Below are 23499 nucleotides of genomic sequence, written 5' to 3'. Positions count from 1 at the left end.
TAGCATCTATGAAACTTCTTAAAACCATTCTCTTGCTTTTATTGATTGTCATTGGTATAGCGACAGGCTATGTCCAACTAGGGCAACATAAACAAGAGACGACAAACTCTTCTTATGACAAAACCATTCACTTTCCATCAGATCGTTATCCAGAAACTGCGAAGCACATAGAAGAAGCTATTGACGAAGGTCATTCTTCCATTTGCACCATTGATCGGAAAAATAGTGATGAGCAAAGAGACAAATCACTTCATGGCATTCCAACAAAGCGTGGTTATGATCGTGATGAATGGCCAATGGCGATGTGTAAAGAAGGTGGAGCAGGGGCTTCTGTCAAATATGTACGTCCTTCGGATAATAGGGGGGCAGGCTCTTGGGTAAGTCATCAATTATCAGATGATCCTGATGGCACAAGAATCCAATTTATTATCGAGTAGCACGATCTTTCCTTTTTTCATAACAAAAATTTCTGTGTAAGTGCATTCACGTATATCAAACATTTTTTTCATGCCGATAATCTTTAAGGAGGGATACCCTACCTTATACCTAAAGGAGTAAAAAGCATGAAGAAAAAAGGAAAACTGAGGCTTGGCGCCAAAATAATGCTGATCTTTTTAAGTGTCCTCATCGTATTTTCAGCAGTGGTTGGTTATGTAGTGAACCGCGAAATGACAGAGAACATTAAGCAAATGGCCACCGAAAAAGCAAAAGGCGATCTAAAGCTAGGATACGCTTACCTAACTGAAAAGGTTGCTGGCTCGTGGCAGATAAAAGATGGCAAGCTTTACAAAGGAAATACTCAAATCAATAACCATGACACATTGGTTGATCAATTAGCCGAGTATACTGGTGATACAATCACGATCTTCCAAGGAAATACCCGCGTTGCCACAAATGTCATGTTAAACGGGAAACGAGCTGTAGGAACCGAAGTCTCACCTGAAGTAAAGGCCGCTGTTTTGGATAAAGGTGAGAATTATTACGGAACAGCCAATGTTGCCGGGAAAGACTACCAAACGGCTTATATGCCCATCAAAAATGATACAGGGGAAACGATTGGTATTTTCTATACCGGTGCAAATCAAAGCATGATTTCACAAATGCTTCAGTCTTTCTTTATTCAATTTGTCACGGTCCTACTGTTAAGTTTAATTGTTTCTGTTATCATTATTTCTATTTTCACAAAGCGGATTCAGACACGTCTCAAACATATGGCATCTGCTATTAAGAGTGCGGGCGAAGGAAATTTAACCATCAACGTGACAGATCACACAGGCGATGAACTTTCTGAGCTGGCAGGTCACTTTAATAAGATGCGTGAGAAATTAAATCAAACCATTTTAAATGTGATCAAAACATCTGAATTAGTAGCCACCTCTTCTGAGGAGCTGTCAGCTAGCGCAGAAGAAACGAGTGCAGCATCAGAAAAGATTACCCATACCATTCAAGAAGTCGCTCAATCGTCTGAACAGCAATCAGCCCAAATGACAGCTAGTGAGCACACGATGAGACAAGTATCTAACGAGCTGGTAAACATCACTGAAAATGCGGGACAAATGGCAACAAGAAGCCAGTCCGCACAAGAAATGGCCCAAAAAGGTGTACAAAATATCGGTGAAGTCAATTCACAAATGACATCTATTGCAAAATCAATTGAAGAGAATGGTACAGCAATTCAAGCGCTAGAAACACGTTCAGCCGAGATTGATCAAATTTCCAAAGTGATTACAGATATCGCTAACCAAACAAATCTACTTGCTCTTAATGCGGCCATTGAGGCAGCACGCGCAGGTGAACATGGAAAAGGTTTTGCCGTTGTGGCAGACGAAGTGAGGAAGCTCGCAGAAGAATCGCAAACATCATCCAACATGATTTCACATCTCATTTCCGAAATACAAAAAGAGATGAATCATTCGACGAGTGCCATTAAACGAGTACGAGAGGAAGCGGCTCAAGGGGCTGTTCTTATTTCTCATACAGAGGATTCATTTATTGACATTCAGCAGTCAATGAAGGAAATGGCAGATGGCATTAAACATTTATCAGATGCATCCCAAAAAATCGCAGCTTATACAAATGATGCGAAGCAAACCTTTGCCTCTATCACAGAAGGCGTTAAACTGACGAGTGAACATTCACAACAAGTAGCAGGTTTAACAGAAGAACAATTTGCAGCAATGGAAGAAGTAACAGCTTCATCAGAGGCTCTCGCCCATTTAGCAGGAGACCTAAAAGAAATGGTTTCGCAATTTCACATCTAGATCCCTCATACAGTAGCGCAAGACGGCGACAATCGTCTTGCTGCCTAACATTCTCTTCAATTATCTTACTTTCAAACATTCACTTTTCAACATGATCGCCAGCTGGACAAATTTTATGAATAAAGGAGTTATCTATATGAATGATTTAAATCAAACGTATCCCCTATCTATCTCCTATCACCAAATCACCGTATACACTGGAAGCACGACGCCACCTGTGATTGATTGGACAGATGACGATATTCTTCAAGGATTCGCAACTGGGGATCGAGGTATTTCTTTTGAAGGCATCAATAACAGAAAAGCTTCTATTATCGTGACATTAAACAGCCATGAGCCTCCATCATCCGTTGATAGAGTCATCACAGTGCCATTTATTCATTCAAGTGATCATGTTTATCTGACAAGCGTCATGGCACAGGTACTGTCTTTCTCCATTCCAAAAGGAGACTATCAGCTCACCTGCTATATATCTGAGCACCCTGATCAAGATCTCTATTATTTTGATTTTCAGAATGCTTAGATCACGCCTGGTCGTACTGCTCAAGCCATTTTTCCGCAAAATCGACCGATTCTCTCATCGGCAATAAATACGAATTGGCTAGCCCGATTTGACTGTGGTTATAACTACATCCTGATTGTAAGAAATCACGACCAATCTGTTCAAATAGTTCTTCTCTTGTGATGATATCTTGATACTCTTTCCACACCCTCCAACCATTCTCTAAAATGGGGGCCCCTCGTGTCATGAGGTCTTGCTGTGAGATTCGATATTCAGCTAAGTGAAAAGCTGTCACACTCTCGAATGACGTGCCAATTAGCAGCACTTTTGCATCAAGATCGTACATACGTCCAAGAGGTGAATTTTCTCCTAAACCATAAGGAAGCGCATGGTGTTTCAACACTTCATCTTTCCTTTTCCCCCAGGCGGTGAATGAGAAATGAGGATGATTGCTTCTTTCTACGCCTGGGTATTTCCAAAAGGTCTCCGCTACCTTTCCCATTGCTGTTGGAGCTGTGTAAGCCGGATCAAATGCAGGCATCGTGTCTTTGATCGGTTTCCACCAAGAATAAGGAACAGGCGGATTGATCCAATCAGCAGGATCCGACAGCTCTAATGTTTGTGCCGGCATAATCAGTGTTCCTTCATCTGTTAAAATATCCATCATAGCTTGTATAACGGCTATAGCTCCTCCATTCACCCAGCCAATAGATGACAAGGATGAGTGGACACATAAGATCATGCCCTTCCTTACACCAAGTTGAACCAAATCCGCTTTGATTCTTTCCTTTGTGATCGGTTCAGCCTGATGTTCAATTAATCTTTTCATCGGTTATTTCCTCCTGCGCCTCATCTATTCTTGATGAGTGAGACGTTTCACAGCGATAGACAATTTATAGTTTGCATGCTTTGTTAGCTCCGTTAAAAATTGATCAAGCTCATCATGACTGGAGAAATGTCCTTCAGCCATATAACAGCCCTCTCCACTTATTTTAAACAGGTTTTTGATTTCTTCCTTTTGATGGAGAAACGATAAAAGCGGTTCATGATCATGACTTCGGGTAAAGAGCTGTAAAAATGTTTGGATGTTCTGCTGTGTCCGCCAGTTAATTGAAATGGTATAGGCTTCAATAACCCCCTCTTCTTCAAGCTTTAAAACTCTATTTTTAGCAGCTTGACCGGTTAAATGGACTTTTTCACCAAGTGCTTTCATCGTCAATCGGCTATTTTTTGAGAGTTCTTTTAATATATCCATATCTGTTTTGTCTAGCATTGGCTCACCTCTTTCAAAAATCAAGTCGTTCCGCTGAAAGACTTTCATGATCCTCTGTCACATGAAGCTCTTTTAATATACTGTAAACTTAATGAGAAAAAAAGGAGGCCTTCTAATGAAAATAACACTCATTCGTAATGCTACTTTATACCTTCAATATGGTCCGTCAACATTTTTAATCGATCCCTTTTTAGCAGCAAAAGGAACCTATCCACCGTTCCCGCATACTGCCAATCAACATGTAAACAATCCAATTGTGGATCTGCCTGCAAACATTGATTTGGACAAGATATTACAGCCGGATGCTGTCCTGCTCACTCATTTACATGTAGATCACTTTGACGACGAGGCAAAAAAGAGGTTAGCGCAAACTTTGCCGATCTATACTCAATCAGAGAAAGATCGCACGATAGTGAAAGAAGCTGGATTTCAGCATGTTACATGCATTGAAGATGAAATGGATGTTTGCGGTGTTCATATGAAACGAACTGGCGGGCAGCACGGGACAGGAGAAACCGCTAAACGGATGGGACAAGTGAGCGGTTTTGTTTTCTCTCATCCTGATGAGCCTACTCTTTATATTGCAGGAGATACCATTTGGTGTGATGAGCCGAAAGAGGTTGTGAATACATGCCAGCCAGATATTATTGTGGTCAATAGTGGGGCTGCCCAATTTTTAGAGGGAGACCCTATTACGATGACAAAGGAAGAGATTGTAGACATTCACCATACTCAACCACAAGCTCAAATCATCGCCTGTCACCTTGAAGCCGTGAATCATTGTTTATTAACAAGAGCGGCATTAACATCTTACATTCAAGAGAATCATGCAGATCAGGCCATTTTTGTCCCTCAAGATGGTGAGACACTGACCTTTTAACACATAAACAATAAAAACCGGCACCTTGCTGCCGGTTTTCTTGAACTTATGGTCGATGGTGCTGTGGTTTTTTTAGTAATGGAACAAACCCGTTATTTTTTAAATGATTGTAATGTTCATCCATTCGTTTTGTGATGTGCGTGCCTTGTTCCTTCGTTAACACACCATACTGAACGTATTTTTCAATCACTTCTTTTCGTTTAGACAAAATTTGCTGTTCAAGAACTTCAATTTGTTTTTGTTGCTCTGTCGTTAATTTTACTTGATGCGTGACGGGGCGCTTTTCCATTTGGGGTGTTTCTCCATGAGCCGTATTCACCTGAAAACCAAATAATAGCACCATCGTTAGTAAGATCAAACCACTTGTTTTTTTCATCTCTGTCGTTCCCTCCTTTATTCGATTTTAATTTGCACACTCTTTCCTTTTTTATACATTATTCACACCATCAAATTGCACATAATATTCTTACTTTTTCGCTTTTCATCTGAAAACGTTGTCCTAACTGAAAAAGCGTGCTATGTTTTGTTTTGTATAAAAAATAGAGGAGGATTCTTAAATGAGTCGTTTTTATCATAGAAAACCTATATGGGTGCTGCTTGTTGTGTCTGCTCTCATGCTTGTCATGTCTGCTTGCAATCAATCAGGCTCATCTCAGTCTGGAGAATCAAAGTGGGATCAGATTCAAAAGAAAGGGAAAATCGTGGTCGCTACTTCAGGCACCTTGTATCCTACGTCTTATCATGATACATCGAACGGCAAGGATCAATTGACTGGCTATGAAGTGGAAGTCGTCAAAGAAGCATTTAAGCGCCTTGACGTAAAAGTAGAATTTAAAGAAATGGGTTATGACGGTATGCTCAGTGCCATTAATTCAGGTCAGGTGGATGCCGCTGCAAACGATATCGACATCACAGATGACAGGAAAGATAAGTTCGCCTTTTCAACACCTTATAAATACTCCTATGGAACCGCTATCGTTAGAAAAGATGATCTGTCAGGTATTAAAACGCTAAAGGATTTAAAAGGAAAGAAAGCAGCAGGTGCTGCAACGACCATTTATATGGATGTTGCCCGTAAGTATGGTGCAAAAGAAGTCATCTATGATAATGCCACAAACGAGCAATATTTAAAGGATGTCGCAAATGGCCGTACAGATGTCATTTTAAATGACTACTACTTACAAACACTGGCGCTTGCTGCATTCCCTAAGCTAAATATTACGATCCATCCAGACCTAAAATACATGCCGAATGAACAAGGGTTTGTGATGAAAAAAGACAATACAGAGCTTCAAAAAGAATTAAATCGTGTATTAAAAGAGATGAAAAAAGACGGAACCATGAAAAAGATTTCGGAGAAATTCTTTAATCATGCTGACGTCTCAAAGAAAATTGATGTTGATGTCGAAGATGTCGACATTTCTAAATAAGGAGCCGCAGACGTGGGAGATATTCATTTAGAATATATCTTTAATCCTGCACTGGCAAAAGCGTCATTTCCGTTTGTGATGAAAGGCATCTGGCTGACGCTGCTCATTTCTTTTGTGAGCATGTTTTTTGGTACGATTCTAGGTTTTTTTATTGCCCTTGCTAGAATGGCAAATACGTGGTTCCTTCGGCTGCCTGCACGGCTGTATATTTCATTCATGCGAGGGGTTCCCATTCTGGTCATTTTGTTTATCCTTTATTTCGGATTCCCTTACATCGGCATTGAATTTACAGCTGTCACTGCTGCTATTATTGGATTCAGCTTCAATAGTGCTGCATACATTGCCGAAATTAACCGGGCGGCTCTCTCCTCTGTTCCAAGTGGTCAAGTGGAAGCCGCCAAATCACTTGGTCTCAGCTATTGGCAAACGATGCGTGGAGTCATTTTGCCTCAATCCGTGCGCATTGCACTGCCGCCCCTGACCAACGTCATGCTTGATTTAATCAAAGCTTCCTCACTAGCGGCAATGATTACTGTGCCCGAACTCTTCCAGCAAGCAAAAATTGTGGGTGGACGAGAATTCGATTATATGACCATGTATATATTGGTTGCCTTGATTTACTGGGGCATATGCAGTGTGGTCTCATTGCTCCAAGACTTTTTGGAAAAACGCTATGCAAAATATCTATAACAACAAAAAGCAGATCCATTGGATCTGCTTAGATTGTTGACAAAGGGCTAAAATGAACTTGATTTTAGCCCTTTGTTTTCTTTTCAGCGTGATAGAAAACCTTTGCAGTCTAGGAAAGACGAGCACTGGCGCGGAGCGAATTTGATATTCGTGAGCACCAGCGCGCAGGACTGACACCGAATGCGAGGGTTTGTCTTCACGCTGAGCAGATCCATTGGATCTGCTTTTTAATGTATCAACCATAACCACACATACAACCCCAATAACGTGATGATCAGCGTTGGTATGGTTAGAATGATTCCAGCTTTCATGTATGCTCCCCAAGAAATATGCACACCTTTTTTCTTCAAGACATGAAGCCACAGCAGTGTCGCCAATGAACCGATTGGGGTCATTTTCGGACCAAGGTTTGAGCCGATGACGTTGGCATAAATCAGTGCATCTCTCATCACACCTGCTGTATCTGTGTGACCGATGGCAATCGCATCAATTAAAACGGTTGGGAGGTTGTTCATGACTGAAGATAGTACTGCTGCCAGAACCCCCATAAACATCGTTCCCGCAAGTAAACCGTGTGACGCCCCCTGTTCAATCCACGCCGCTAAAATTTCTGTCAGGCCGACATTTTTCAGCCCATACACCACGACATACATGCCGATAGAGAAAAACACAATCGACCACGGTGCTTCTTTGACGACTCGTTTTGTCGCTACTTGTGGACTCCGTTTCGCCAGCCATAAGAAAGCAATGGCAATGCCTCCTACAATGATTGACACCGGAATGCCTGCCAATTCCCCAGCAAAATATCCAACAAGCAAGCACCCTAACACATACCAAGATAACCGGAACATGCGCAGATCACGAATGGCCGAAGCTGGTTCCTTCGCCTGCGAAACATCGTACGTTTTCGGGATGAGTTTCCGATAAAACACATACAGCACAAGCATACTAGCGCCAAGCGATACAAGGTTTGGGACGAACATGTTTGCTGTATATTCAAGAAAGCCAATATGAAAATAATCGGCTGATACGATATTGACCAAGTTACTAATGACAAATGGCAAAGACGTCGTATCTGCAATAAAGCCGCTTGCCATGACAAATGGCAGAATCATACGCTCATCCAGCTTCAACGCTCTGACCACAGATAAAACGATCGGGGTTAAGATAAGTGCCGCTCCATCGTTGGCAAAAAAAGCTGCTACCACAGCGCCGAGCAATGTTAAATAAATAAACATGCGGACCCCGTTCCCTCTTGCGGCTTTTGCCATATGAAGTGCCGCCCATTCAAAAAAACCAATCTCATCTAAAATCAATGAAATGATGATAATTCCAATAAATGCAAAGGTGGCGTTCCAGACAATTTGGGTAACTTCCCATACATCGCCCAAATGAACGACCCCAAAAGCAAGAGCAAGAATCGCTCCCCCGCACGCTGACCATCCAATGGTTAAACGTCCTGGCTGCCAAATGACAAGGACGAGGGTCATGATGAAAATTAAAATGGCCAAGGTGACTGATCCCAAAGGTGGCCCTCCTTTCACTTTCCTCATAAAATCTTTATCTATCATACAACGAAATAAGGCAATTGTATGCCATTTTATGATCTCGCATAAAAATCCGCAGGTCATCCTTTGCACCTGCGGAGTCCACGTCTATTGATCTTTTTTCATCAGCATCAATTCAATAAATAACTCACATCGCTGGCTAAAATGACTTAAATCAATAGACGTCATTTCAAAAATTTGTTTCATTCGATAGTTTAATGTATTTTGATGAATAAACAACTGCTCTGCAGCTGGTTTTAGCTTGCAATTATTCAATAAGTAGACCTCTAAGGTTTTTAAAAATGATGTTTGGCTGTCACGGTCTTTTTCCTTTAGGCGCAACAAATCTGGATTAAAGTCGTTTTTCTTTTTTTGGTGACTGTAAATCGAGTCTAAGAACCGGAAGACCCCCAAATGCTCGTAATCGTATGGAATCAATTCCTGTCCGCCGACAATCTTCACTGCTTTCACGACTTCTATCGCTTCAAATCGACTTGTGCTCATTTTCATGACATCTCGATATTCTCTTCCCATCCCAATATATAAAGGAGATGGGTGTGTATGCGTTTTCGATTGAAGATGGGCGACGACATCCGCAGCGGTCGCTTTTGGTGAGTGGCGATCTGACAAACTGCCTAATATCACGACGATGTCTGCTTGCACAGAGTAGACGTGATTGACCTTGTCTTCTAGCTGTAAATAGGTTCTAATCATATCCTTCACATCTTCTGCCGTCTCACTTTTGTTATCGGCGGCATGAACAACCATCACAGTAAAGACAGCTGGCAGTGGAATGCTTAAATTCTCAGCTTCCCATTTCAGCTCTTCTTCTGTATAAAAATGATCATCCATGACCTTTTTGAAGAACTCTTCAATCTTGCCTTCCTTTTTCTCCAACTGTTTCTTATTTTTATAAATAACTTTTCCAACCTGAAACGATGCCTCGTGTAAAAATTGCAGCTCCTCTTGAGAGAGAGAATCTTCAATGTCCTGCACCCAAATAAAGCCGACAACCTCTTGTTTGTGCTTGGCGCTCACAGCCACTCGTCGATTAAACCCGAGCTCCTCATGACCATTCACATAAAAAGGATTTGAATCTGTATATAGCTGCTCAATGACCCCTGTTTTTTTTAACCAATCCACCACAGCTCCCGGACATTCCTTTGAGAAAATGGTTTGCTGATTGACTGGGTCGAACTGCTGGATGCTGTAAGAATTATAAGCAAGCAGCTGACATTCAGTACTTTCTAAAATGACTGGTTTTTTTAAATACCCACTAATAAATGCAATTAATTTATCGACATCAAAAAATGTATGAAGCTTTTCTAATATCTCTTCCATCCCGATTGCTCCCTGAATAAGTGATACATTTATCATACTTCTTTCCAGTCATATTTGTATAGAAACAAGTCGTAGACAGGTAAAAAAAGCATGAACTCGCCTGCACGAGTTCATGCTTTTCCATATTAAAACATTTCGCTAATCGTTTTGGCCTGCATGTGCAGAGCAAGATAATCTGGTCCGCCTGCTTTTGAATCAGTTCCTGACATTTTAAAGCCGCCAAATGGGTGGTATCCCACAATCGCTCCCGTACAGTTACGGTTAAAGTAAAGGTTCCCGACATGGAACTCCTGCTTCGCACGGTTGATGTGATCACGATTATTTGTAATGACCGCACCGGTTAACCCGTATTCTGTGTTGTTGGCTACTTCAAGCGCCTCATCAAAGCTTGAGACTTTTGAGAAAGCTAGGACAGGTCCAAAGATTTCTTCTTGCATTAAACGAGATGTTGGCTCTAGATCTGCAAACACGGTTGGATGAATGAAGTACCCTTCTGAATCATCACTTGTTCCGCCAGTGACTAGACGACCTTCTTGCTTGCCAATCTCGATATATTCCGTGATCTTGTCAAAGGAAGCTTGATCAATGACAGGTCCCATGTACACATCAGCTGATAACGGATTCGCTGTTGTTTTCGTTTCTGTGATTTCCTTCACTCGCTCAACGACTTGGTCATACAGTTTCTCGTGGACGACAGCACGAGATCCAGCTGAACATTTTTGACCTGAGAACCCGAAGGCTGATGTGAAAATGGCGTTAGCGGCTAATTCAACATCTGCATCCTCATCTACTACGACTGTATCCTTACCGCCCATTTCAGCAATGACACGCTTTAAATGCTGTTGTCCTGGCTGTACTTTTGCCGCACGTTCAAAAATACGTGTGCCCACTTCTCTTGATCCAGTGAATGTAATAAGGCTTGTTTTCGGATGATCTACTAAGTAATCTCCAACTTCTGCTCCGCTACCTGGCACGAAGTTGACAACACCTTTCGGAAGACCTGCTTGCTCCAGTTCTTCTACAAAGCGGGCAGCAATGACAGGCGTCGCACTTGCTGGCTTTAATACGACTGTATTCCCTGTGACGATTGGTGCAACGGTTGTTCCTGCCATGATTGCAAACAAGAAGTTCCATGGTGGAATGACAAGCGTCACGCCAGTCGGTGTGTACACATATTGATTGCGTTCCCCTTCGCGGCTGTTCACAGGTTTGCCTTTCGCAAGCTCTAGCATTTGACGGGCATAATACTCTAGGAAGTCAATGGCTTCTGCTGTATCTGCATCCGCTTCATTCCAAGGCTTCCCTGCTTCTTTTACGAGAAGGGCTGAATACTCATGCTTTTTACGGCGAATGCTTGCCGCAGCGCGGAATAAGACGCCGGCTCTTTCTTCTGGAGACGTGTAGCGCCATGTTTCAAACGCTTTTGCCGCAGCTTGAATCGCTTGCTCTGCCTCTTCTTTCCCAGCTTTTGATACGGTACCCACGACTTCTTCCTTCTTCGCCGGATTGATCGAGACAATCTTGTCTGTTGTTTCGATTCTTTCTCCATTAATCACAAGCGGATAGGTTTGCCCAAGTGATTCTGTTACTTTGGCTAATGCTTGTTCAAACGCTTGGCGATTTTCTTCCTGGCTAAAATCCGTGAATGGTTCATGCTTGTAAGGTGTTGTCATCTTTGTCACGCTCCCGTTTCAAATTATTTTCTCGTCATCCCTTTTAAGGCAAATGCAATATTTGCCGGTCTTTCTGCAAGACGTCTCATGTAGTAGCCATACCACTCTCGTCCATACGGGGTGTAGACCCTCATTTGATAGCCTTCCTTCACAAGTGCTTGCTGCGTTTCTGATCTCATGCCATACAGCATTTGAAATTCGAACTGACTTGTCTGTATATTGTGTTTTTTCACAATATGTTTCGTAAATTCGATCATTTGATCGTCATGTGTCGCAATGGCTGTATAGTTCCCTGAGAGTAATTGCTTTTCGATCAGCTTCTTGTAATTCTGATCGACGTCTTTTTTGTTTGGATACGCCACTTCGGCGGATTCCTTATAGGCACCCTTTACAAGTCTTAAAAATGGCTGCAACTCATTTAGGTCATCAAGATCTTGTTCTGTTCTGTACAAATACGCCTGCAAAACCGTACTGACATACTCATATTGAGATTTCATTTCTTTAAAAATGTCCAGCGTTTTTTGACAGCGCTGTTCATCCTCCATATCAATTGTCACCATAATACGGTGTTTCTCTGCCGTATCTAAAATGCTTTTCATATTGCGATACACAAGGTCATCGTCAATATCTAAGCCAAGCGATGTCATTTTAAGTGACACGTGGGAATTGAGTCCCGCCTCTGCAATTCGCTGAATGGTTTGAATACACTCATTCGTCCGCTCATTTGCAATCTCTGCCTTTGTGACAAACTCACCGAGGTGATCAACCGTTACGGCCATACCTTGATCGTTTAATCGTTTGATAACAGGGATAGCGCTCTCAAAATCCTTCCCACCGATGATTTTCTTTGATGCAACAGCACTTCCCCAATTACGAGCAATATGGTTCAAGAGACTGCTCTTTGACAAAAACAAGAAGAAATTTCTTGTGACCGACTCCATAAAGGGCACCTCCCACTCTTTGTAAGCTATGTCTTTATTGTAAGGCTCATGAGCTGTCCGCTACAATATTTGAAGATGACAAAAATTCTGACTTTTTTTGTGGTTTTATCACAATAAGAGATAAAAAAAGAGTCTGCCGCTATCCGGCTGACTCTCCCCTCCTACGCCCACACCTCATCAAGGGTAGACTGCAAAAGCTCATTTAATTCTTGCATCAGATTGTCTTTCGGCTGATTGTAGCTTTTCACCAATTCATCAAAACGCGCCAGCTCTTGATCAATAAATGGATGGACATGAGCGAGACGGTTCTCTACATCCATTTCTTCTCCGTCCATTTTACGTTTGAGCAGTTCGTGAATTTCTGCTAACAGCGGGCCTTCCTCCACAAGCTCCTTGAGTAATTCATGAAAGTCCATTGGTGGAACTGTTCGGTAACGTTCAATCCACTTGCAGGCAAGCAGCGGACGAAGCACATAGAAATACTTCTTGATTCGCACCTGCTCTCCTCGTAAATGCCGGCTCTCATTCCGCTTCGCCATATTGAGGTAATGATACATCAAAGCCGCAGGGTAAAACGCTCGATCCTTTAATTCTCTTAGCTCCTTTGCCAAAGAGAAAGATTCAGCATAGATGATATCAGAAGACAGCCATTCCATAATGGACGGATTCGATTTATTGAATAAACGCAGCGCCTTTCGCAGCTCCCAGCCGCTGATATCAAGCATGTCATCAATCGGTCGTTCTATGACATCACGATGCTCTTCCATCGCCCAATACCATTCTTTCCGGGGAACATATAAAAAGCGAACATCATAATCACTATCGGTCGAGGGAAAACCCCATGCCCTGCTGCCTGATTCGACGGCAAGACAAATCTTGACGTCATACGTTTCTTCGATGATTTTCAGCTCTTCCTTAATTCTCTCTCTCAAGTGTCCATCAACTCTTTCTATAGAATTCTGCATGACTTCTTCACCTTTTGGGAAAATACGAATAAGACATATATGAAAAAGGAGTTGGATCTGATGTCTATATCTCGCATTATGAAATGGATCACTGGGATTTTTGAAGCTTGCCTTGCTATCCCTGTGATCGGAGGTCTATTCGTTATCAGCAATGGCTATTCACCGCTCATGGTCATGCTTATTCTGCATATTATCACACTCGTCTTATCGAAGCGAGACCAGGGACCAATGATTGGAAGTATCATTGGGATTGTCACATCCTGCCTTGCATGGATTCCGATTCTCGGATTCATCCTTCACATCATCACAGCCCTTGCCCTGATCGTTACAGCATTAGTGCCTGATGAAAAAACAAGACAGAACACCAGTTATTAAGCTGATCGCTCCAATAGCTGAAAAAGACAAAGAGCTAAAATGAATGTCATTTTAGCTCTTTGTCATGCTCTTATGTTGATAGAAGCAAATGCTTTTGTAAAAAGGACAGCTTCTCTGTTTGAAAAGCAGGAATAAACTCGTGCCCAAAATATCGGTACACTTTCAGCTCTTTATCTGTTTCTAAATGATTGTATGCCGCAAACACGGTGGATGGCGGTGTCACTTGATCAATCAGACCGATCGCCATCAATGTTGGCTGTTTCACCCAGCCGGCTAAATTGATTAAATCAAAGTAACTTAATGTCTCAAATACCTTTTCTTCAGCTTCTGGATCACTGTTTCTGCGAAAGTATGAATTGATTTCTAAATAAGGCTGCTCCAAGGCAACATCAACTGCACGCTCAAAATTTGATAAGTAAGGATAGTCTGCCGCAACGACTTTTGGAATGTCTGAAAGGGCTGCGGCCGCAATCGCTAACGCACCCCCCTGACTTCCACCGATCACGCCGATACGGTGTTCATCTACTTCGGGGAAAGACTGAATGACTTCAAGTGCACGAACAGCATCTAGATAAACGCCTCGATAATAGTACGTATCCTTCGATAAAATGCCTTTTGTCATCCACCCTAATGCATGCCCGCCTGGCGTCACTGATGTGTCTTCACTGCCACCTTGACCGCGGACGAGCATACCAAATGTTGCATAGCCGTGCAGCGCCCAGTTGACGATGTCATGAATGCCGTCGTCATAGCTGGCATTATAGCCATGAAAACGAACGAGCGCTGGATGCGGACCAGTTTGATCAGGCACAGCATAAAAGCCTTCAATTTTAGAATGTCCAAAGCTTTGATACGTCAAGCGGTACACCTTGATGCCTTTCACTGGATAGTCATAAGATTCAAGTGTTGGCTCTGCCTCCACTTGGCGCAGTTCTTCGAGCGATTTCTTCCAAAAGTCTGAGAAATCAGGACGTGCTGTTTTCTTTGGTTTATATTTTTTTAGCTCTTCTAGTGACAAATCGAACAATTGCATATCATACTATTCCCCTTTGTTTTATTAGTTATGAGTATCATACCACTCATTTCTTGATTGAGAAAGTCATTTAACAAAACCTTCTGACATTTCTATTGGCAAAGATGGCGGAAAGCTTTATGATAAAGAAACTGGCTTGAAGACTAGATGCTTCAGGCAATATCACCCGAACCATTCATTGCATGAAACGAATAAAGGAGGCAGACCGACATGAACATCGCCCTGATTCAAATGGACGTACAAATAGGAGAACCTGATGTAAACTTTCAGAAAGCAGAAGCATGTTTAGAAGAAGCCATCCGCCAACAGCCTGATTTGATTATTCTACCTGAAATGTGGAATACCGGCTATGCGTTAGAGCAAGCGGATGAGCTTGCCGATGCAGATGGCGAGCGAACAAAACAACTCTTCTCTTCCTTTGCCCGCAAGCACCAAGTGTATCTCATCGCAGGCAGTGTTTTAAATAAGAGGACAGAAGATGAAAACATCACCAATACAATGTATGTCTTTAACCGCCAAGGTGAGCTTTTGTTAGATTATGATAAAATTCATTTATTCCGCTTAATGGATGAGCATAACTATTTAACCGCTGGTGATCAGCTTGGTTTATTTGACTATGGTGAAAATGTCAAGATTGGTGCGATGATCTGCTATGACCTCCGCTTCCCTCAGCTTTCTAGGACGCTCGTGAACAAAGGGGCGAAGGTGCTTGTTAATACCGCTCAATGGCCGTCAGCAAGAGTGGACCATTGGCGCAGTCTGCTCATCGCAAGAGCCATTGAGAATCAGTCATTTGTGATTGCGGTGAACCGGACGGGCACAAGCAGAGACACTGAATTCCCTGGTCACTCCATGGTGATTGACCCGCTCGGACGCATTCTACTTGAGACAAATGATGAAGAAGACATTTATTATGCAAACATTGATCTTCAGCTCGTAGATGAAGTGAGACAACAAATCCCCGTCATGACAGATCAGCGGCTGGATTTATATTAGAAAGCAAGGGGCCCCCTGCTTTCAGCGTGTAGACAAACCCTCGCATTCGGTGTCAGTCCTGCGTGCCGGTGCTCACGAATGTCAAATTCGCTCCGCGTCGGTACTCGTCCTTCCTAGGGCTGCAAAGGTTTTCTATCACGCTGAAAAAAGGTAAAAGCAGGGGACTCCCCTGCTTTTTACGTTTAATTAAACGTTTGTTTAAGCTTTTCCTTGATTCTGTTGAAGGTCCATGAAGGCTTGAGCGGCTTTCGTTAAATATCTTTCTTCCACATATGCAAACACAAGAGTACGGGTTGGGCATGAATCAATGTGTAAATAAGTGACTGCTTTCCTTTCCTCTTGTGCCACCATTTTCGGCACCACCGTCACACCTAGCTCATTTTCAACCAATGCCTGAGCTGTTTGAATATGACTTGTTTCAAATGCAATTCTCGGCCGAAAGCCATGATGACGGCACAGTTCCGTGACCACTTGCCGAAAGCCATATCCCTCTTTCAGCATAATAAATGGGGCGTTTTCCAGAAGGTGAAACGGGACAGACCCTTCTTGATCCGCTTGATTGATGATTTCATTCAGTTCATCCGTCAACCACGGCTGAGCCGTTTGCGGAATGGCGAGGAGAAGCGGCTCTGTTAGCATTTGTTTTGTTTTCAATGATTCATGCTCGACAGGCAGAGAAAGAATCGCCAGATCCAGTTTCCCAGCGAGTAAACGTCTTTCTAGCTCACGAGGCGATTCTTCTATCAAATGAACGTGAACGTGCGGATACGTTTGACAATAGGTTTTTAATAAACTTGGCAGGACATATCCCCCTGTGACAGCTGGCGCACCGATCATCAGTTCTTTCCCTACCTCATAAGCAGCTTCCCCCATCTCACGCAATAAATCATCTCGTTCCTTCAAAATGGTCTCTGCTCTTTTGATCAATCGGTTTCCTTGAGGTGTAGGAGTGACTTGTCCATACTTCCGAATAAACAGAGGAGTATCTAATTCCTCCTCAAGTTTTTTAATTTGCTGACTTAACGAGGGCTGTGCAATGTGAAGTTTTTCCGCTGCTTTTGTAAAGCTTTGCTGCCGGTACACTTCCATGACATATTCCATCATTCGTATATCCACTTCTCTCACCTCATAGGTTTTAACTATTCATATCATATCTTTTATGTCTTAGACAAATCACGGGAAGAACCCTACGATAAAGAAACAACAAAAAGGGGGTAAAGTAATGAATCCATATTCAAAAGCCGAGAAACAATTCTCACAAAATGCAGAGAACTACCGAGATTCACCCATCTTTGCAGCTGGAAAAGAACTTGAATGGATGAAAACGGCGGCGAAGGCAAAGGGCAATGAGCATCTACTTGATATCGGCTGTGCGGCAGGTCATACCGTTTTTTCCTTTTCAGACGTCATCTCTAAAGGAATCGGGATTGATGTCACACCCAAAATGATCGAGGTTGCTACAGCACTTGCGGAAGAGCGACAGCTGAACCACATTACGTTTGAGCAGGCATCCGCAGACGCATTGCCCTTTTCTGATGCATCATTTGATCTGGTCACATGCCGATTTGCTGCTCATCACTTCCCACATCTCCCGGCAGCCATGTCTGAAATCAGCCGAGTCTTAAAGAAAGGCGGCAAATTTCTACTTGTCGATCATTATGCACCTGAAAACCAAGCACAGGATGACTTTATTAATCATTTAAATAGACTGAGAGATCCCTCCCATGTGCGAGAAAGCTCGTTATCAGAATGGAAAGAGCTTTTCGCTGACAACCATCTGACGAAAGAAGATATCCGTTACTGGGATCTGCATATTGATTATCAGGACTGGATCATACGAGGACGTACACCAGAAAATGTTCAAAAGGAAATCGTTGCCCACCTTCATGCTGCAGGCGATGAAACGAAACAGCTGTTTCAACTGGAATTCGACGAACATCGTCAGCCAACATCCTTTTGCCTAAAAGCTGCACTGCTTCAAGGGATCAAACATTAAACTGATCGAAAAAGTCTACCCTAGCCGGTAGACTTTTATATTATGAATATACATTTCCACTATCTGATAGATATTACTTTTCATGTTCGTGACAAGGAGTGCTGCATGATGTTTCTATTATAAGATAATTGAACTGAGGTAGGTTAGGCTTTTTCAAAAGTGTACGTAAATCCTCTGAATAAAAAAAGAACCTACCCTCTTTAGAATAAGTTCTTCACTGCATGCATCACTTACGGTGCAATATCCTCTAATACTTTCTCTCTCGTTTCGATCATTTTAAAAGCAAGAATTGCTCCCACTACAGTCACACTTGCAAAAAGAATAAAAATAGTTGAAACACCGCTCACCTCTAAAATAAAACCTATCATAATAGGAGCGATCGCTGAGGCCAGCCTAAGCCACGCTGTAGCAAATGCCGTACCAATTACCCTCATACGGGTTGGATAGATTTCAGGTGTATATAAATAGAGAAGAACTGTAATTGTCCCCATCATTCCGTAGGCAGCGGACCCTAAATAAATAACGCTTTCTGGAGAATTTGCTCCGCTGATCCATAAAGCCGTTAATAAAGCACCTGTTACGATAAATGCAATGGTTGCCCAACGCTTCCGTCCTACTTTATCTATTAAAAATGCACAAGCGAATACCCCTATGGTCTGTAAAATATTTGTGAGAGAGGCTGCCCTTAATGAATCTCCAACTGGCAAATTGTAAACCGTATTATAAAGACTTGGTAACCAGTTATTTAATCCATTCGATACAAAGTAGGCAGAAAACCATAGTCCCCATACGATCAATGTTCTTTTACGATAAAAAGTAGAAAAGAGCTCTTTCCAGTCGCCTTTTTCAGTGCTGCTGGACACTTGCTTTGCAACAGGCATTCGTTTATCCGTACTAGCTTCAATCTCTTCAATGATTCTTTCGGCTTCATCTAACCTGCCTTTTGAAATAAGCCATCTTGGAGACTCGCGTAACATGAAAAAGAAGACAAAGACGATTAAACCGCCGATTCCACCAATCAAGAACATCCATTTCCACCCAAAGCTAGGTACAACAAATGCACCAATTTGAGCTGAGATCATTAATCCTAATGGAAAAATCATCTCATAGAGCATAAAAAATCTCCCTCTCCCTTGGGCCCGGGACAACTCATTGATATATGAGGCCGCTACTGGCACTTCTCCTCCTACTCCAATCCCCTGTATAAAACGAAAAATAAAAAGGGCCATAAAGTTACCTGAAAATACACATGCGATACTCATAATAGACATGAGAAATACAGTCCACTTTGCACTAAATACACGGCCACGTCTTTCTGCTAACCACCCAAAGAAAATAGCACCAATCGCTTGTCCGATATAACCAGACCCAATAAGAAGACCAATTTGAGCAGGTGATAAATTCCACATGCCGATGAGAACTGGGAGAACAAACGCTAAAGATAGTGCATCAAAAGCATCAAAAAAGGTAGCAGATCCCATAATGATACGAGGTTTTAAATGCCATCTCGAAAAAGGTACACTTTCCATCCTAGTCAATAGTTGTGAAGCTCTATCAACAACTTGCTCATCATGAGAATTTGAATTTCCGCTGAGTTCTAACGTCATGATATCTCCTCCTTAATAGAGGAAATGATGCAAAAGTACATGCTGATGAGCACAAAAGAAATCGCTTACATTTTAAATGAAGAGACATTCTAAAGCGATCATATGAGTTTTCAGCATCTATCATTTCTTTTTTGGCGTTCCCGTGGTGCCACGATCTACATAGTACATCGGGAAGATATGTTCCATCTTCTCTAACTGTTCTCCTTCTACTAACTGCGTTAGTAAAGAAACTGCTTTTCTTCCCATTCCAACTAAATCAACATGAACAGAAGATAAAGAAGGGGTTAGAAAACTTGCAATGGGCACATCATCAGCACCAATGACAGACAAATCATGAGGTATTGACACATTTGCGATATCTGCCGCTTTCATGACCCCTATCGCCAAAAAATCTGAAGAGCAAACAACTCCAGTCATGTGCTGGTTTCCTTGGAGAAATTGAGAAACCACTTCTACTACTTTTCCCCCATCAAATTCATCTAACTCAAACACAAGCTCTTTGTTCATTGTTAATCCTAAATTTTTCAGTGTACGCTCATACCCCTTGTAATACCTCACACTATGCATCGAACTCATTGGACCATTGACCAGTCCAATGGTTCGATGACCTTTATCAAATAAGGCCGTGACAGATTGGCACACACCTTCTTCATCATCGGGCCTGACACATGGAAATGGAGAATCCTCTAAGTAACTTCCGACAACGATAATGGGAATAGCTAAACTTTTTAACCAATCCATGCTCAATTCTTCATTTCTTGGAGAAAATAAAATGGCACCATCTACAGCCTGCGTTTCAAGTAATCGCTGCTGCTGTACAGATGTAAATGACATCAACATATTGAATTCAGTCTCATCTAATTCCTTCGCTATCCCATCTAAAATCGTCGAAAAAAATGGATTATTCAAAATATATGAACCACGAGGAACCACGACAGCAATATTGCCAGTCTTTCTTTTAACGAGCCCTCTAGCTCCTAAATTAGGACGATAGCCTAATTCATCAATCACTTGTTTAATTCTTTCAGCCGTTTGAGCACCTACTCCTGGTTTGCCACTTAATACTCGGGAAACAGAGGCGATAGATACTCCAGCTTTCAATGCGACATCTTTAATACTTACTGACACATTTCATACCTCCGGGAGTCTGTTGTTTTATACTCTATTATAACCTGACTCACCTTCATCATGAAATCAATGGTCTGTTATTTACTAACGTTTTCCTTAAGTAAACCAACACTTTGAAGGCCCTGACGAATCTCTTCTTTTTCCTTTTGAGTTAAAGGTAATACTGGCTTCCTCGCAAGCGAACTGCTGATCAAACCTCGCTGGAACATCGCTTCCTTCATTCGCAGATGAGAGGTAGAGGAAGGTTCATCCATTTTATACACAGCATGCTTTAATTCAAAGATTCTATCGTACACTTTATTAGCCGCTACAAGGTCTTGTTCTTCCACACATTTCACAAGCTCAGCAATCAAATCTGGTACAAAACAGCCGAAACCTACAAGCGCCCCATCAATTCCTTGAACTAATGTTGGCAATAAATATTCATCGTGACATGTGAGCAATGATACATCTGGTGCATGCTTTTTCAGTGCGCGCACATCGACTTCATATTGCGCCATGTCTCTTTGACCGATTTTAAATGAGACAACGTTTGGAATCTCCGACATTTCTAATAATTGACTGGTTGTATAAGAGGTTTTTGTCCATGTTGGATATTGATGGACGATGATTGAAATATCAATTGCTTCTGCAACATCTTGAAAGAATTGGACAGGTGACTCAGGCTGCATACCGAATCTCAGCCATGAATGTGGCGGCATAAGAAGAATACCTTCTCCGCCAGCTTCCTCCACTGCTTTTGCATGCTGGATCGCTTCAATTGTCCCTTCAGCAGAAACCCCAGAAATGACAGGAATTTCTCCCTTTAATTCGTCGGCTGCAATACGCACAGCTTCAGCTCGTTCATGTGGCAGCAAAGTCATAATCTCGCCAGTATGTCCATTGACAACGATCCCATTAATCCCTTCGTGCTCCGCCACCCAGCGAACAAGCTTACGAAAAGCAGGTTCATCAATTGAATAGTCATCTTTAAAAGGAATTAAGACTGCCGGGAATACACCGCTCCATTTTTCTTTATTTTTCATCAACAAATTCCTCCCCATCCGTTATAGTAAACGTTTACGGTAAGCGTTTACGTTAATAATCATAGAATGATCTAACCGAAGGTGTCAACAATATTTTTAAAAATTATAATAATTCAAAAAATGATTATTAGAATTTATATACTATTTTATTTTTTCAAAAAAAGAAAATGAGAGATATATTTCGTTTCCCACATCAATCAAAAAACCTCATCATCTTGACCTAGTTGTAGTCTGATCACCACTTTTTTCAAACGGCTAGACACACCACATAAAGGATGCATACATTTTGATATAATGACGAAGGAAAAAACATCTTTTCTTCTTTTTTTCATCCATCAGACTGTGATTTCTTTGACTACTCCTGATCTAATAGAAAAAGTCTACCCCCTTAGGATAGACTTTTTTATTTCGAATATAGATCCCAGCCAAGCTTGAGTGTGTCGACAATATAATTGGCGACTTCTTCAGCTTCTAGATGATCTGTTTCCACTCTTGAGTTATGAAGGGAATAAATTTCCCGGCGCTCTTCAAACAGCTCTTTCATCTCGTCAAGCGTGCGGTTATGAAGAACAGGACGGTTTTCAATTAAAATATCCAGCCGCTGTTTCCAATTCTCCCAAGATAGGTCAAGGAAAAGAACCGTACAATGCTTTAAGCAAGATCGTTTGATTTCTTCCTGTTTAAACGCACCGCCTCCAAGAGACACGATCTTTAGCTGAGTATGTTCACATAAATCGACGATATAGTCCTTTTCAGCCTGTCTGAAGAAATCTTCTCCTTTTTGCTGAAACATTTCTGGAATCGTCATGTTGTACTTTTTCTCAATCTCCTGATCAACATCAATAAAATCTCTATATAACTTTTTGGCAACCAGCTGCCCAATGGTTGTTTTCCCAACGCCCATAAAGCCAATGAGGACAATATTTCGCTGTCTCACAGGAATCTCTCTATTGTTTTTCATGTTCGTGACACGTCCTCCTTACGACAAGGAATGCTACATAATGTTTCTATTATATGATAAATGGACTGAGAAAAGATAGGCATTCTTAAAAATTGTGTTTGACGACGTAACCGAGCTGTTCGGAGAGCTTCTCGGCATGCTCTTTCACTTTTTGCTGCAATTGAGGGATGACATCTTCAGTAAATCGTTGGGTCGGTCCAGATATGGATAAACATGCCTGCACCTCCCCATGAATGTTAAAGATCGGTGCCGCCACTGCCGCCGATCCGACTTCCCGTTCATCAATACTGCAAGCGGTATGCGTTTCAAGAATATGCCGACATTCTTTTTGCCATTCCTCCATCGTCATGTGATCAGCCTCAGACGCGAAAACTTGCTGTTGAAACTCTTCGCTTTGGAAAGCAAGCAGCACCTTTCCACCAGCACCAGCGTATAACGGCAGCTTCTCACCGATTTTCACAAGATGCCGAATCGATTGCAGCCCTTCGGCTTGTTCAATACATACCCTGCTTTTGTGATCGAGCACATACAGGTTGACGGTTTCCTTTGTTTCATCACGAAGTGTGTACATGAGCGGTTTTGCCAGTTCCCTCAATTTGATGGACTTCCCAGCAATATAACCGAGAAGATAAAGTCTTTGACCGAGCCGGTACTTCATCGTCTCTTGGTTCTTTTCCACAAAATGATTCATTTCAAGTGCCTTGAGCAGTCTCGTTGTGGTAGACATTGCTAAGTTCATCTCTTTTGAAATGTCCGTTAGCGTCAACTCTTGACGTTCTTCGCTAAAGCAAGAAAGAATATCCAAAGCCCGCTGAACGGTACGCAATCCTGATTCTTCTTTTGACTTCTTATCAGCCATGTTCACTTTCTCCTTT

24 protein-coding genes are annotated in these 23499 nt (G+C 42.0%); 9 read left to right on the top strand and 15 right to left on the bottom strand.

Going from position 1 to position 23499, the window contains the following annotated elements; genetic code table 11:
* Nucleotides 1-8: 8 nt before the first annotated feature.
* The 3 genes from NSQ17_RS02025 to comJ all read left to right on the top strand — a co-directional run bounded on the left by NSQ17_RS02025 (nt 9) and on the right by comJ (nt 2784).
* Nucleotides 9-437, top strand: a complete 429-nt coding sequence (locus NSQ17_RS02025; protein ID WP_007498233.1) for a NucA/NucB deoxyribonuclease domain-containing protein — start codon at nt 9-11, stop codon at nt 435-437.
* Nucleotides 438-563: 126 nt separating this feature from the next.
* Nucleotides 564-2261, top strand: a complete 1698-nt coding sequence (locus NSQ17_RS02020; RefSeq protein ID WP_017358550.1) for a methyl-accepting chemotaxis protein — start codon at nt 564-566, stop codon at nt 2259-2261.
* A 136-nt stretch (nt 2262-2397) separates the two neighbouring features.
* The gene (comJ, locus tag NSQ17_RS02015) at nt 2398-2784 is read left to right on the top strand and encodes a competence protein ComJ (protein ID WP_178929520.1); all 387 of its coding nucleotides are present in this window, start codon (nt 2398-2400) and stop codon (nt 2782-2784) included.
* Between the two features lies 1 nt (nt 2785).
* Here comJ and NSQ17_RS02010 read toward each other — a convergent pair whose 3' ends face one another.
* Complete coding sequence (locus NSQ17_RS02010; protein WP_024718957.1) at nt 2786-3592, bottom strand: AAC(3) family N-acetyltransferase; 807 nt, start codon at nt 3590-3592, stop codon at nt 2786-2788.
* A gap of 24 nt (nt 3593-3616) precedes the next feature.
* Nucleotides 3617-4036 carry an Lrp/AsnC family transcriptional regulator gene (locus NSQ17_RS02005; protein WP_024718958.1) on the bottom strand — a complete coding sequence of 140 codons (420 nt, stop codon included), beginning with the start codon at nt 4034-4036 and terminating at the stop codon, nt 3617-3619.
* A gap of 115 nt (nt 4037-4151) precedes the next feature.
* Here NSQ17_RS02005 and NSQ17_RS02000 point away from each other — a divergent pair, with 115 nt between their 5' ends.
* Entirely contained in the window at nt 4152-4916 is a 765-nt protein-coding gene (locus tag NSQ17_RS02000; protein WP_056703006.1) for an MBL fold metallo-hydrolase, read from the top strand.
* 46 nt (nt 4917-4962) lie between these two features.
* Here NSQ17_RS02000 and NSQ17_RS01995 read toward each other — a convergent pair whose 3' ends face one another.
* The gene (locus NSQ17_RS01995) at nt 4963-5292 is read right to left on the bottom strand and encodes a YckD family protein (RefSeq protein ID WP_024718960.1); all 330 of its coding nucleotides are present in this window, start codon (nt 5290-5292) and stop codon (nt 4963-4965) included.
* A gap of 181 nt (nt 5293-5473) precedes the next feature.
* Here NSQ17_RS01995 and NSQ17_RS01990 point away from each other — a divergent pair, with 181 nt between their 5' ends.
* On the top strand, nt 5474-6346 hold the full coding sequence (locus NSQ17_RS01990; RefSeq protein ID WP_008347852.1) for a transporter substrate-binding domain-containing protein: 873 nt from the start codon (nt 5474-5476) through the stop codon (nt 6344-6346).
* A 12-nt stretch (nt 6347-6358) separates the two neighbouring features.
* Nucleotides 6359-7036: an amino acid ABC transporter permease gene (locus NSQ17_RS01985; RefSeq protein ID WP_008347854.1), complete on the top strand. Its 678-nt coding sequence runs from the start codon at nt 6359-6361 to the stop codon at nt 7034-7036.
* 227 nt (nt 7037-7263) lie between these two features.
* Here NSQ17_RS01985 and NSQ17_RS01980 read toward each other — a convergent pair whose 3' ends face one another.
* From NSQ17_RS01980 to NSQ17_RS01960, 5 genes are all read right to left on the bottom strand, one after another.
* Nucleotides 7264-8562, bottom strand: coding sequence for an arsenic transporter (locus tag NSQ17_RS01980; RefSeq protein WP_008342056.1), 1299 nt, complete (start codon nt 8560-8562; stop codon nt 7264-7266).
* A 129-nt stretch (nt 8563-8691) separates the two neighbouring features.
* The gene (locus tag NSQ17_RS01975) at nt 8692-9924 is read right to left on the bottom strand and encodes a helix-turn-helix domain-containing protein (RefSeq protein ID WP_008342058.1); all 1233 of its coding nucleotides are present in this window, start codon (nt 9922-9924) and stop codon (nt 8692-8694) included.
* Between the two features lie 125 nt (nt 9925-10049).
* Nucleotides 10050-11597, bottom strand: coding sequence for an L-glutamate gamma-semialdehyde dehydrogenase (gene pruA / locus NSQ17_RS01970; protein WP_007498254.1), 1548 nt, complete (start codon nt 11595-11597; stop codon nt 10050-10052).
* 23 nt (nt 11598-11620) lie between these two features.
* Nucleotides 11621-12538, bottom strand: a complete 918-nt coding sequence (locus NSQ17_RS01965) for a proline dehydrogenase (protein ID WP_024718963.1) — start codon at nt 12536-12538, stop codon at nt 11621-11623.
* 161 nt (nt 12539-12699) lie between these two features.
* A complete protein-coding gene (locus NSQ17_RS01960) occupies nt 12700-13503 on the bottom strand; it encodes a nucleotidyltransferase domain-containing protein (RefSeq protein ID WP_342467789.1) in 804 nt (267 codons plus the stop codon).
* Nucleotides 13504-13563: 60 nt separating this feature from the next.
* On the opposite strand from NSQ17_RS01960, the gene NSQ17_RS01955 reads away from it, so the two are divergent.
* The gene (locus tag NSQ17_RS01955) at nt 13564-13878 is read left to right on the top strand and encodes a hypothetical protein (RefSeq protein WP_008342068.1); all 315 of its coding nucleotides are present in this window, start codon (nt 13564-13566) and stop codon (nt 13876-13878) included.
* Nucleotides 13879-13948: 70 nt separating this feature from the next.
* On the opposite strand, the gene NSQ17_RS01950 is transcribed toward NSQ17_RS01955, so the two are convergent.
* On the bottom strand, nt 13949-14911 hold the full coding sequence (locus NSQ17_RS01950; RefSeq protein WP_327855610.1) for an acetylxylan esterase: 963 nt from the start codon (nt 14909-14911) through the stop codon (nt 13949-13951).
* 210 nt (nt 14912-15121) lie between these two features.
* Here NSQ17_RS01950 and NSQ17_RS01945 point away from each other — a divergent pair, with 210 nt between their 5' ends.
* Nucleotides 15122-15907 (top strand): carbon-nitrogen family hydrolase, encoded by a 786-nt coding sequence (locus NSQ17_RS01945; protein ID WP_096880978.1) that lies wholly within the window; start codon nt 15122-15124, stop codon nt 15905-15907.
* Nucleotides 15908-16105: 198 nt separating this feature from the next.
* On the opposite strand, the gene NSQ17_RS01940 is transcribed toward NSQ17_RS01945, so the two are convergent.
* A complete protein-coding gene (locus NSQ17_RS01940; protein ID WP_342468078.1) occupies nt 16106-17011 on the bottom strand; it encodes a LysR substrate-binding domain-containing protein in 906 nt (301 codons plus the stop codon).
* A 118-nt stretch (nt 17012-17129) separates the two neighbouring features.
* On the opposite strand from NSQ17_RS01940, the gene NSQ17_RS01935 reads away from it, so the two are divergent.
* The gene (locus tag NSQ17_RS01935; protein WP_342467788.1) at nt 17130-17903 is read left to right on the top strand and encodes a class I SAM-dependent methyltransferase; all 774 of its coding nucleotides are present in this window, start codon (nt 17130-17132) and stop codon (nt 17901-17903) included.
* Nucleotides 17904-18133: 230 nt separating this feature from the next.
* Here NSQ17_RS01935 and NSQ17_RS01930 read toward each other — a convergent pair whose 3' ends face one another.
* The 5 genes from NSQ17_RS01930 to NSQ17_RS01910 all read right to left on the bottom strand — a co-directional run bounded on the left by NSQ17_RS01930 (nt 18134) and on the right by NSQ17_RS01910 (nt 23483).
* On the bottom strand, nt 18134-19510 hold the full coding sequence (locus NSQ17_RS01930) for an MFS transporter (RefSeq protein WP_024718969.1): 1377 nt from the start codon (nt 19508-19510) through the stop codon (nt 18134-18136).
* Nucleotides 19511-19630: 120 nt separating this feature from the next.
* On the bottom strand, nt 19631-20638 hold the full coding sequence (locus tag NSQ17_RS01925) for a LacI family DNA-binding transcriptional regulator (RefSeq protein WP_341014846.1): 1008 nt from the start codon (nt 20636-20638) through the stop codon (nt 19631-19633).
* 77 nt (nt 20639-20715) lie between these two features.
* A complete protein-coding gene (locus NSQ17_RS01920; protein ID WP_045034606.1) occupies nt 20716-21663 on the bottom strand; it encodes a dihydrodipicolinate synthase family protein in 948 nt (315 codons plus the stop codon).
* Between the two features lie 403 nt (nt 21664-22066).
* Nucleotides 22067-22624 carry a shikimate kinase gene (locus NSQ17_RS01915; protein WP_025206715.1) on the bottom strand — a complete coding sequence of 186 codons (558 nt, stop codon included), beginning with the start codon at nt 22622-22624 and terminating at the stop codon, nt 22067-22069.
* Nucleotides 22625-22709: 85 nt separating this feature from the next.
* Nucleotides 22710-23483: an IclR family transcriptional regulator gene (locus NSQ17_RS01910; protein ID WP_017366579.1), complete on the bottom strand. Its 774-nt coding sequence runs from the start codon at nt 23481-23483 to the stop codon at nt 22710-22712.
* Between the last annotated feature and the right edge of the window lie 16 nt (nt 23484-23499).

Source organism: Bacillus sp. FSL W8-0629, assembly GCF_038593225.1.
Lineage (GTDB): Bacteria > Bacillota > Bacilli > Bacillales > Bacillaceae > Bacillus > Bacillus altitudinis.
This window is presented reverse-complemented; position numbering and strand designations above follow the sequence as displayed.

What these genes read in the sequence shown, in the direction of transcription:
- NSQ17_RS01990 (WP_008347852.1), top strand. Translation starts at nt 5,474, where the DNA reads ATGAGTCGTTTTTATCATAGAAAACCTATATGGGTGCTGCTTGTTGTG.
- NSQ17_RS02010 (WP_024718957.1), bottom strand. Translation starts at nt 3,592, where the DNA reads ATGAAAAGATTAATTGAACATCAGGCTGAACCGATCACAAAGGAAAGA.
- NSQ17_RS01930 (WP_024718969.1), bottom strand. Translation starts at nt 19,510, where the DNA reads ATGACGTTAGAACTCAGCGGAAATTCAAATTCTCATGATGAGCAAGTT.
- NSQ17_RS01965 (WP_024718963.1), bottom strand. Translation starts at nt 12,538, where the DNA reads ATGGAGTCGGTCACAAGAAATTTCTTCTTGTTTTTGTCAAAGAGCAGT.
- NSQ17_RS02025 (WP_007498233.1), top strand. Translation starts at nt 9, where the DNA reads ATGAAACTTCTTAAAACCATTCTCTTGCTTTTATTGATTGTCATTGGT.
- NSQ17_RS01995 (WP_024718960.1), bottom strand. Translation starts at nt 5,292, where the DNA reads ATGAAAAAAACAAGTGGTTTGATCTTACTAACGATGGTGCTATTATTT.
- NSQ17_RS01955 (WP_008342068.1), top strand. Translation starts at nt 13,564, where the DNA reads ATGTCTATATCTCGCATTATGAAATGGATCACTGGGATTTTTGAAGCT.
- pruA (WP_007498254.1), bottom strand. Translation starts at nt 11,597, where the DNA reads ATGACAACACCTTACAAGCATGAACCATTCACGGATTTTAGCCAGGAA.
- NSQ17_RS02020 (WP_017358550.1), top strand. Translation starts at nt 564, where the DNA reads ATGAAGAAAAAAGGAAAACTGAGGCTTGGCGCCAAAATAATGCTGATC.
- comJ (WP_178929520.1), top strand. Translation starts at nt 2,398, where the DNA reads ATGAATGATTTAAATCAAACGTATCCCCTATCTATCTCCTATCACCAA.
- NSQ17_RS01975 (WP_008342058.1), bottom strand. Translation starts at nt 9,924, where the DNA reads ATGGAAGAGATATTAGAAAAGCTTCATACATTTTTTGATGTCGATAAA.
- NSQ17_RS02005 (WP_024718958.1), bottom strand. Translation starts at nt 4,036, where the DNA reads ATGCTAGACAAAACAGATATGGATATATTAAAAGAACTCTCAAAAAAT.
- NSQ17_RS01915 (WP_025206715.1), bottom strand. Translation starts at nt 22,624, where the DNA reads ATGAAAAACAATAGAGAGATTCCTGTGAGACAGCGAAATATTGTCCTC.
- NSQ17_RS02000 (WP_056703006.1), top strand. Translation starts at nt 4,152, where the DNA reads ATGAAAATAACACTCATTCGTAATGCTACTTTATACCTTCAATATGGT.
- NSQ17_RS01945 (WP_096880978.1), top strand. Translation starts at nt 15,122, where the DNA reads ATGAACATCGCCCTGATTCAAATGGACGTACAAATAGGAGAACCTGAT.
- NSQ17_RS01950 (WP_327855610.1), bottom strand. Translation starts at nt 14,911, where the DNA reads ATGCAATTGTTCGATTTGTCACTAGAAGAGCTAAAAAAATATAAACCA.
- NSQ17_RS01935 (WP_342467788.1), top strand. Translation starts at nt 17,130, where the DNA reads ATGAATCCATATTCAAAAGCCGAGAAACAATTCTCACAAAATGCAGAG.
- NSQ17_RS01910 (WP_017366579.1), bottom strand. Translation starts at nt 23,483, where the DNA reads ATGGCTGATAAGAAGTCAAAAGAAGAATCAGGATTGCGTACCGTTCAG.
- NSQ17_RS01940 (WP_342468078.1), bottom strand. Translation starts at nt 17,011, where the DNA reads ATGATGGAATATGTCATGGAAGTGTACCGGCAGCAAAGCTTTACAAAA.
- NSQ17_RS01920 (WP_045034606.1), bottom strand. Translation starts at nt 21,663, where the DNA reads ATGAAAAATAAAGAAAAATGGAGCGGTGTATTCCCGGCAGTCTTAATT.
- NSQ17_RS01960 (WP_342467789.1), bottom strand. Translation starts at nt 13,503, where the DNA reads ATGCAGAATTCTATAGAAAGAGTTGATGGACACTTGAGAGAGAGAATT.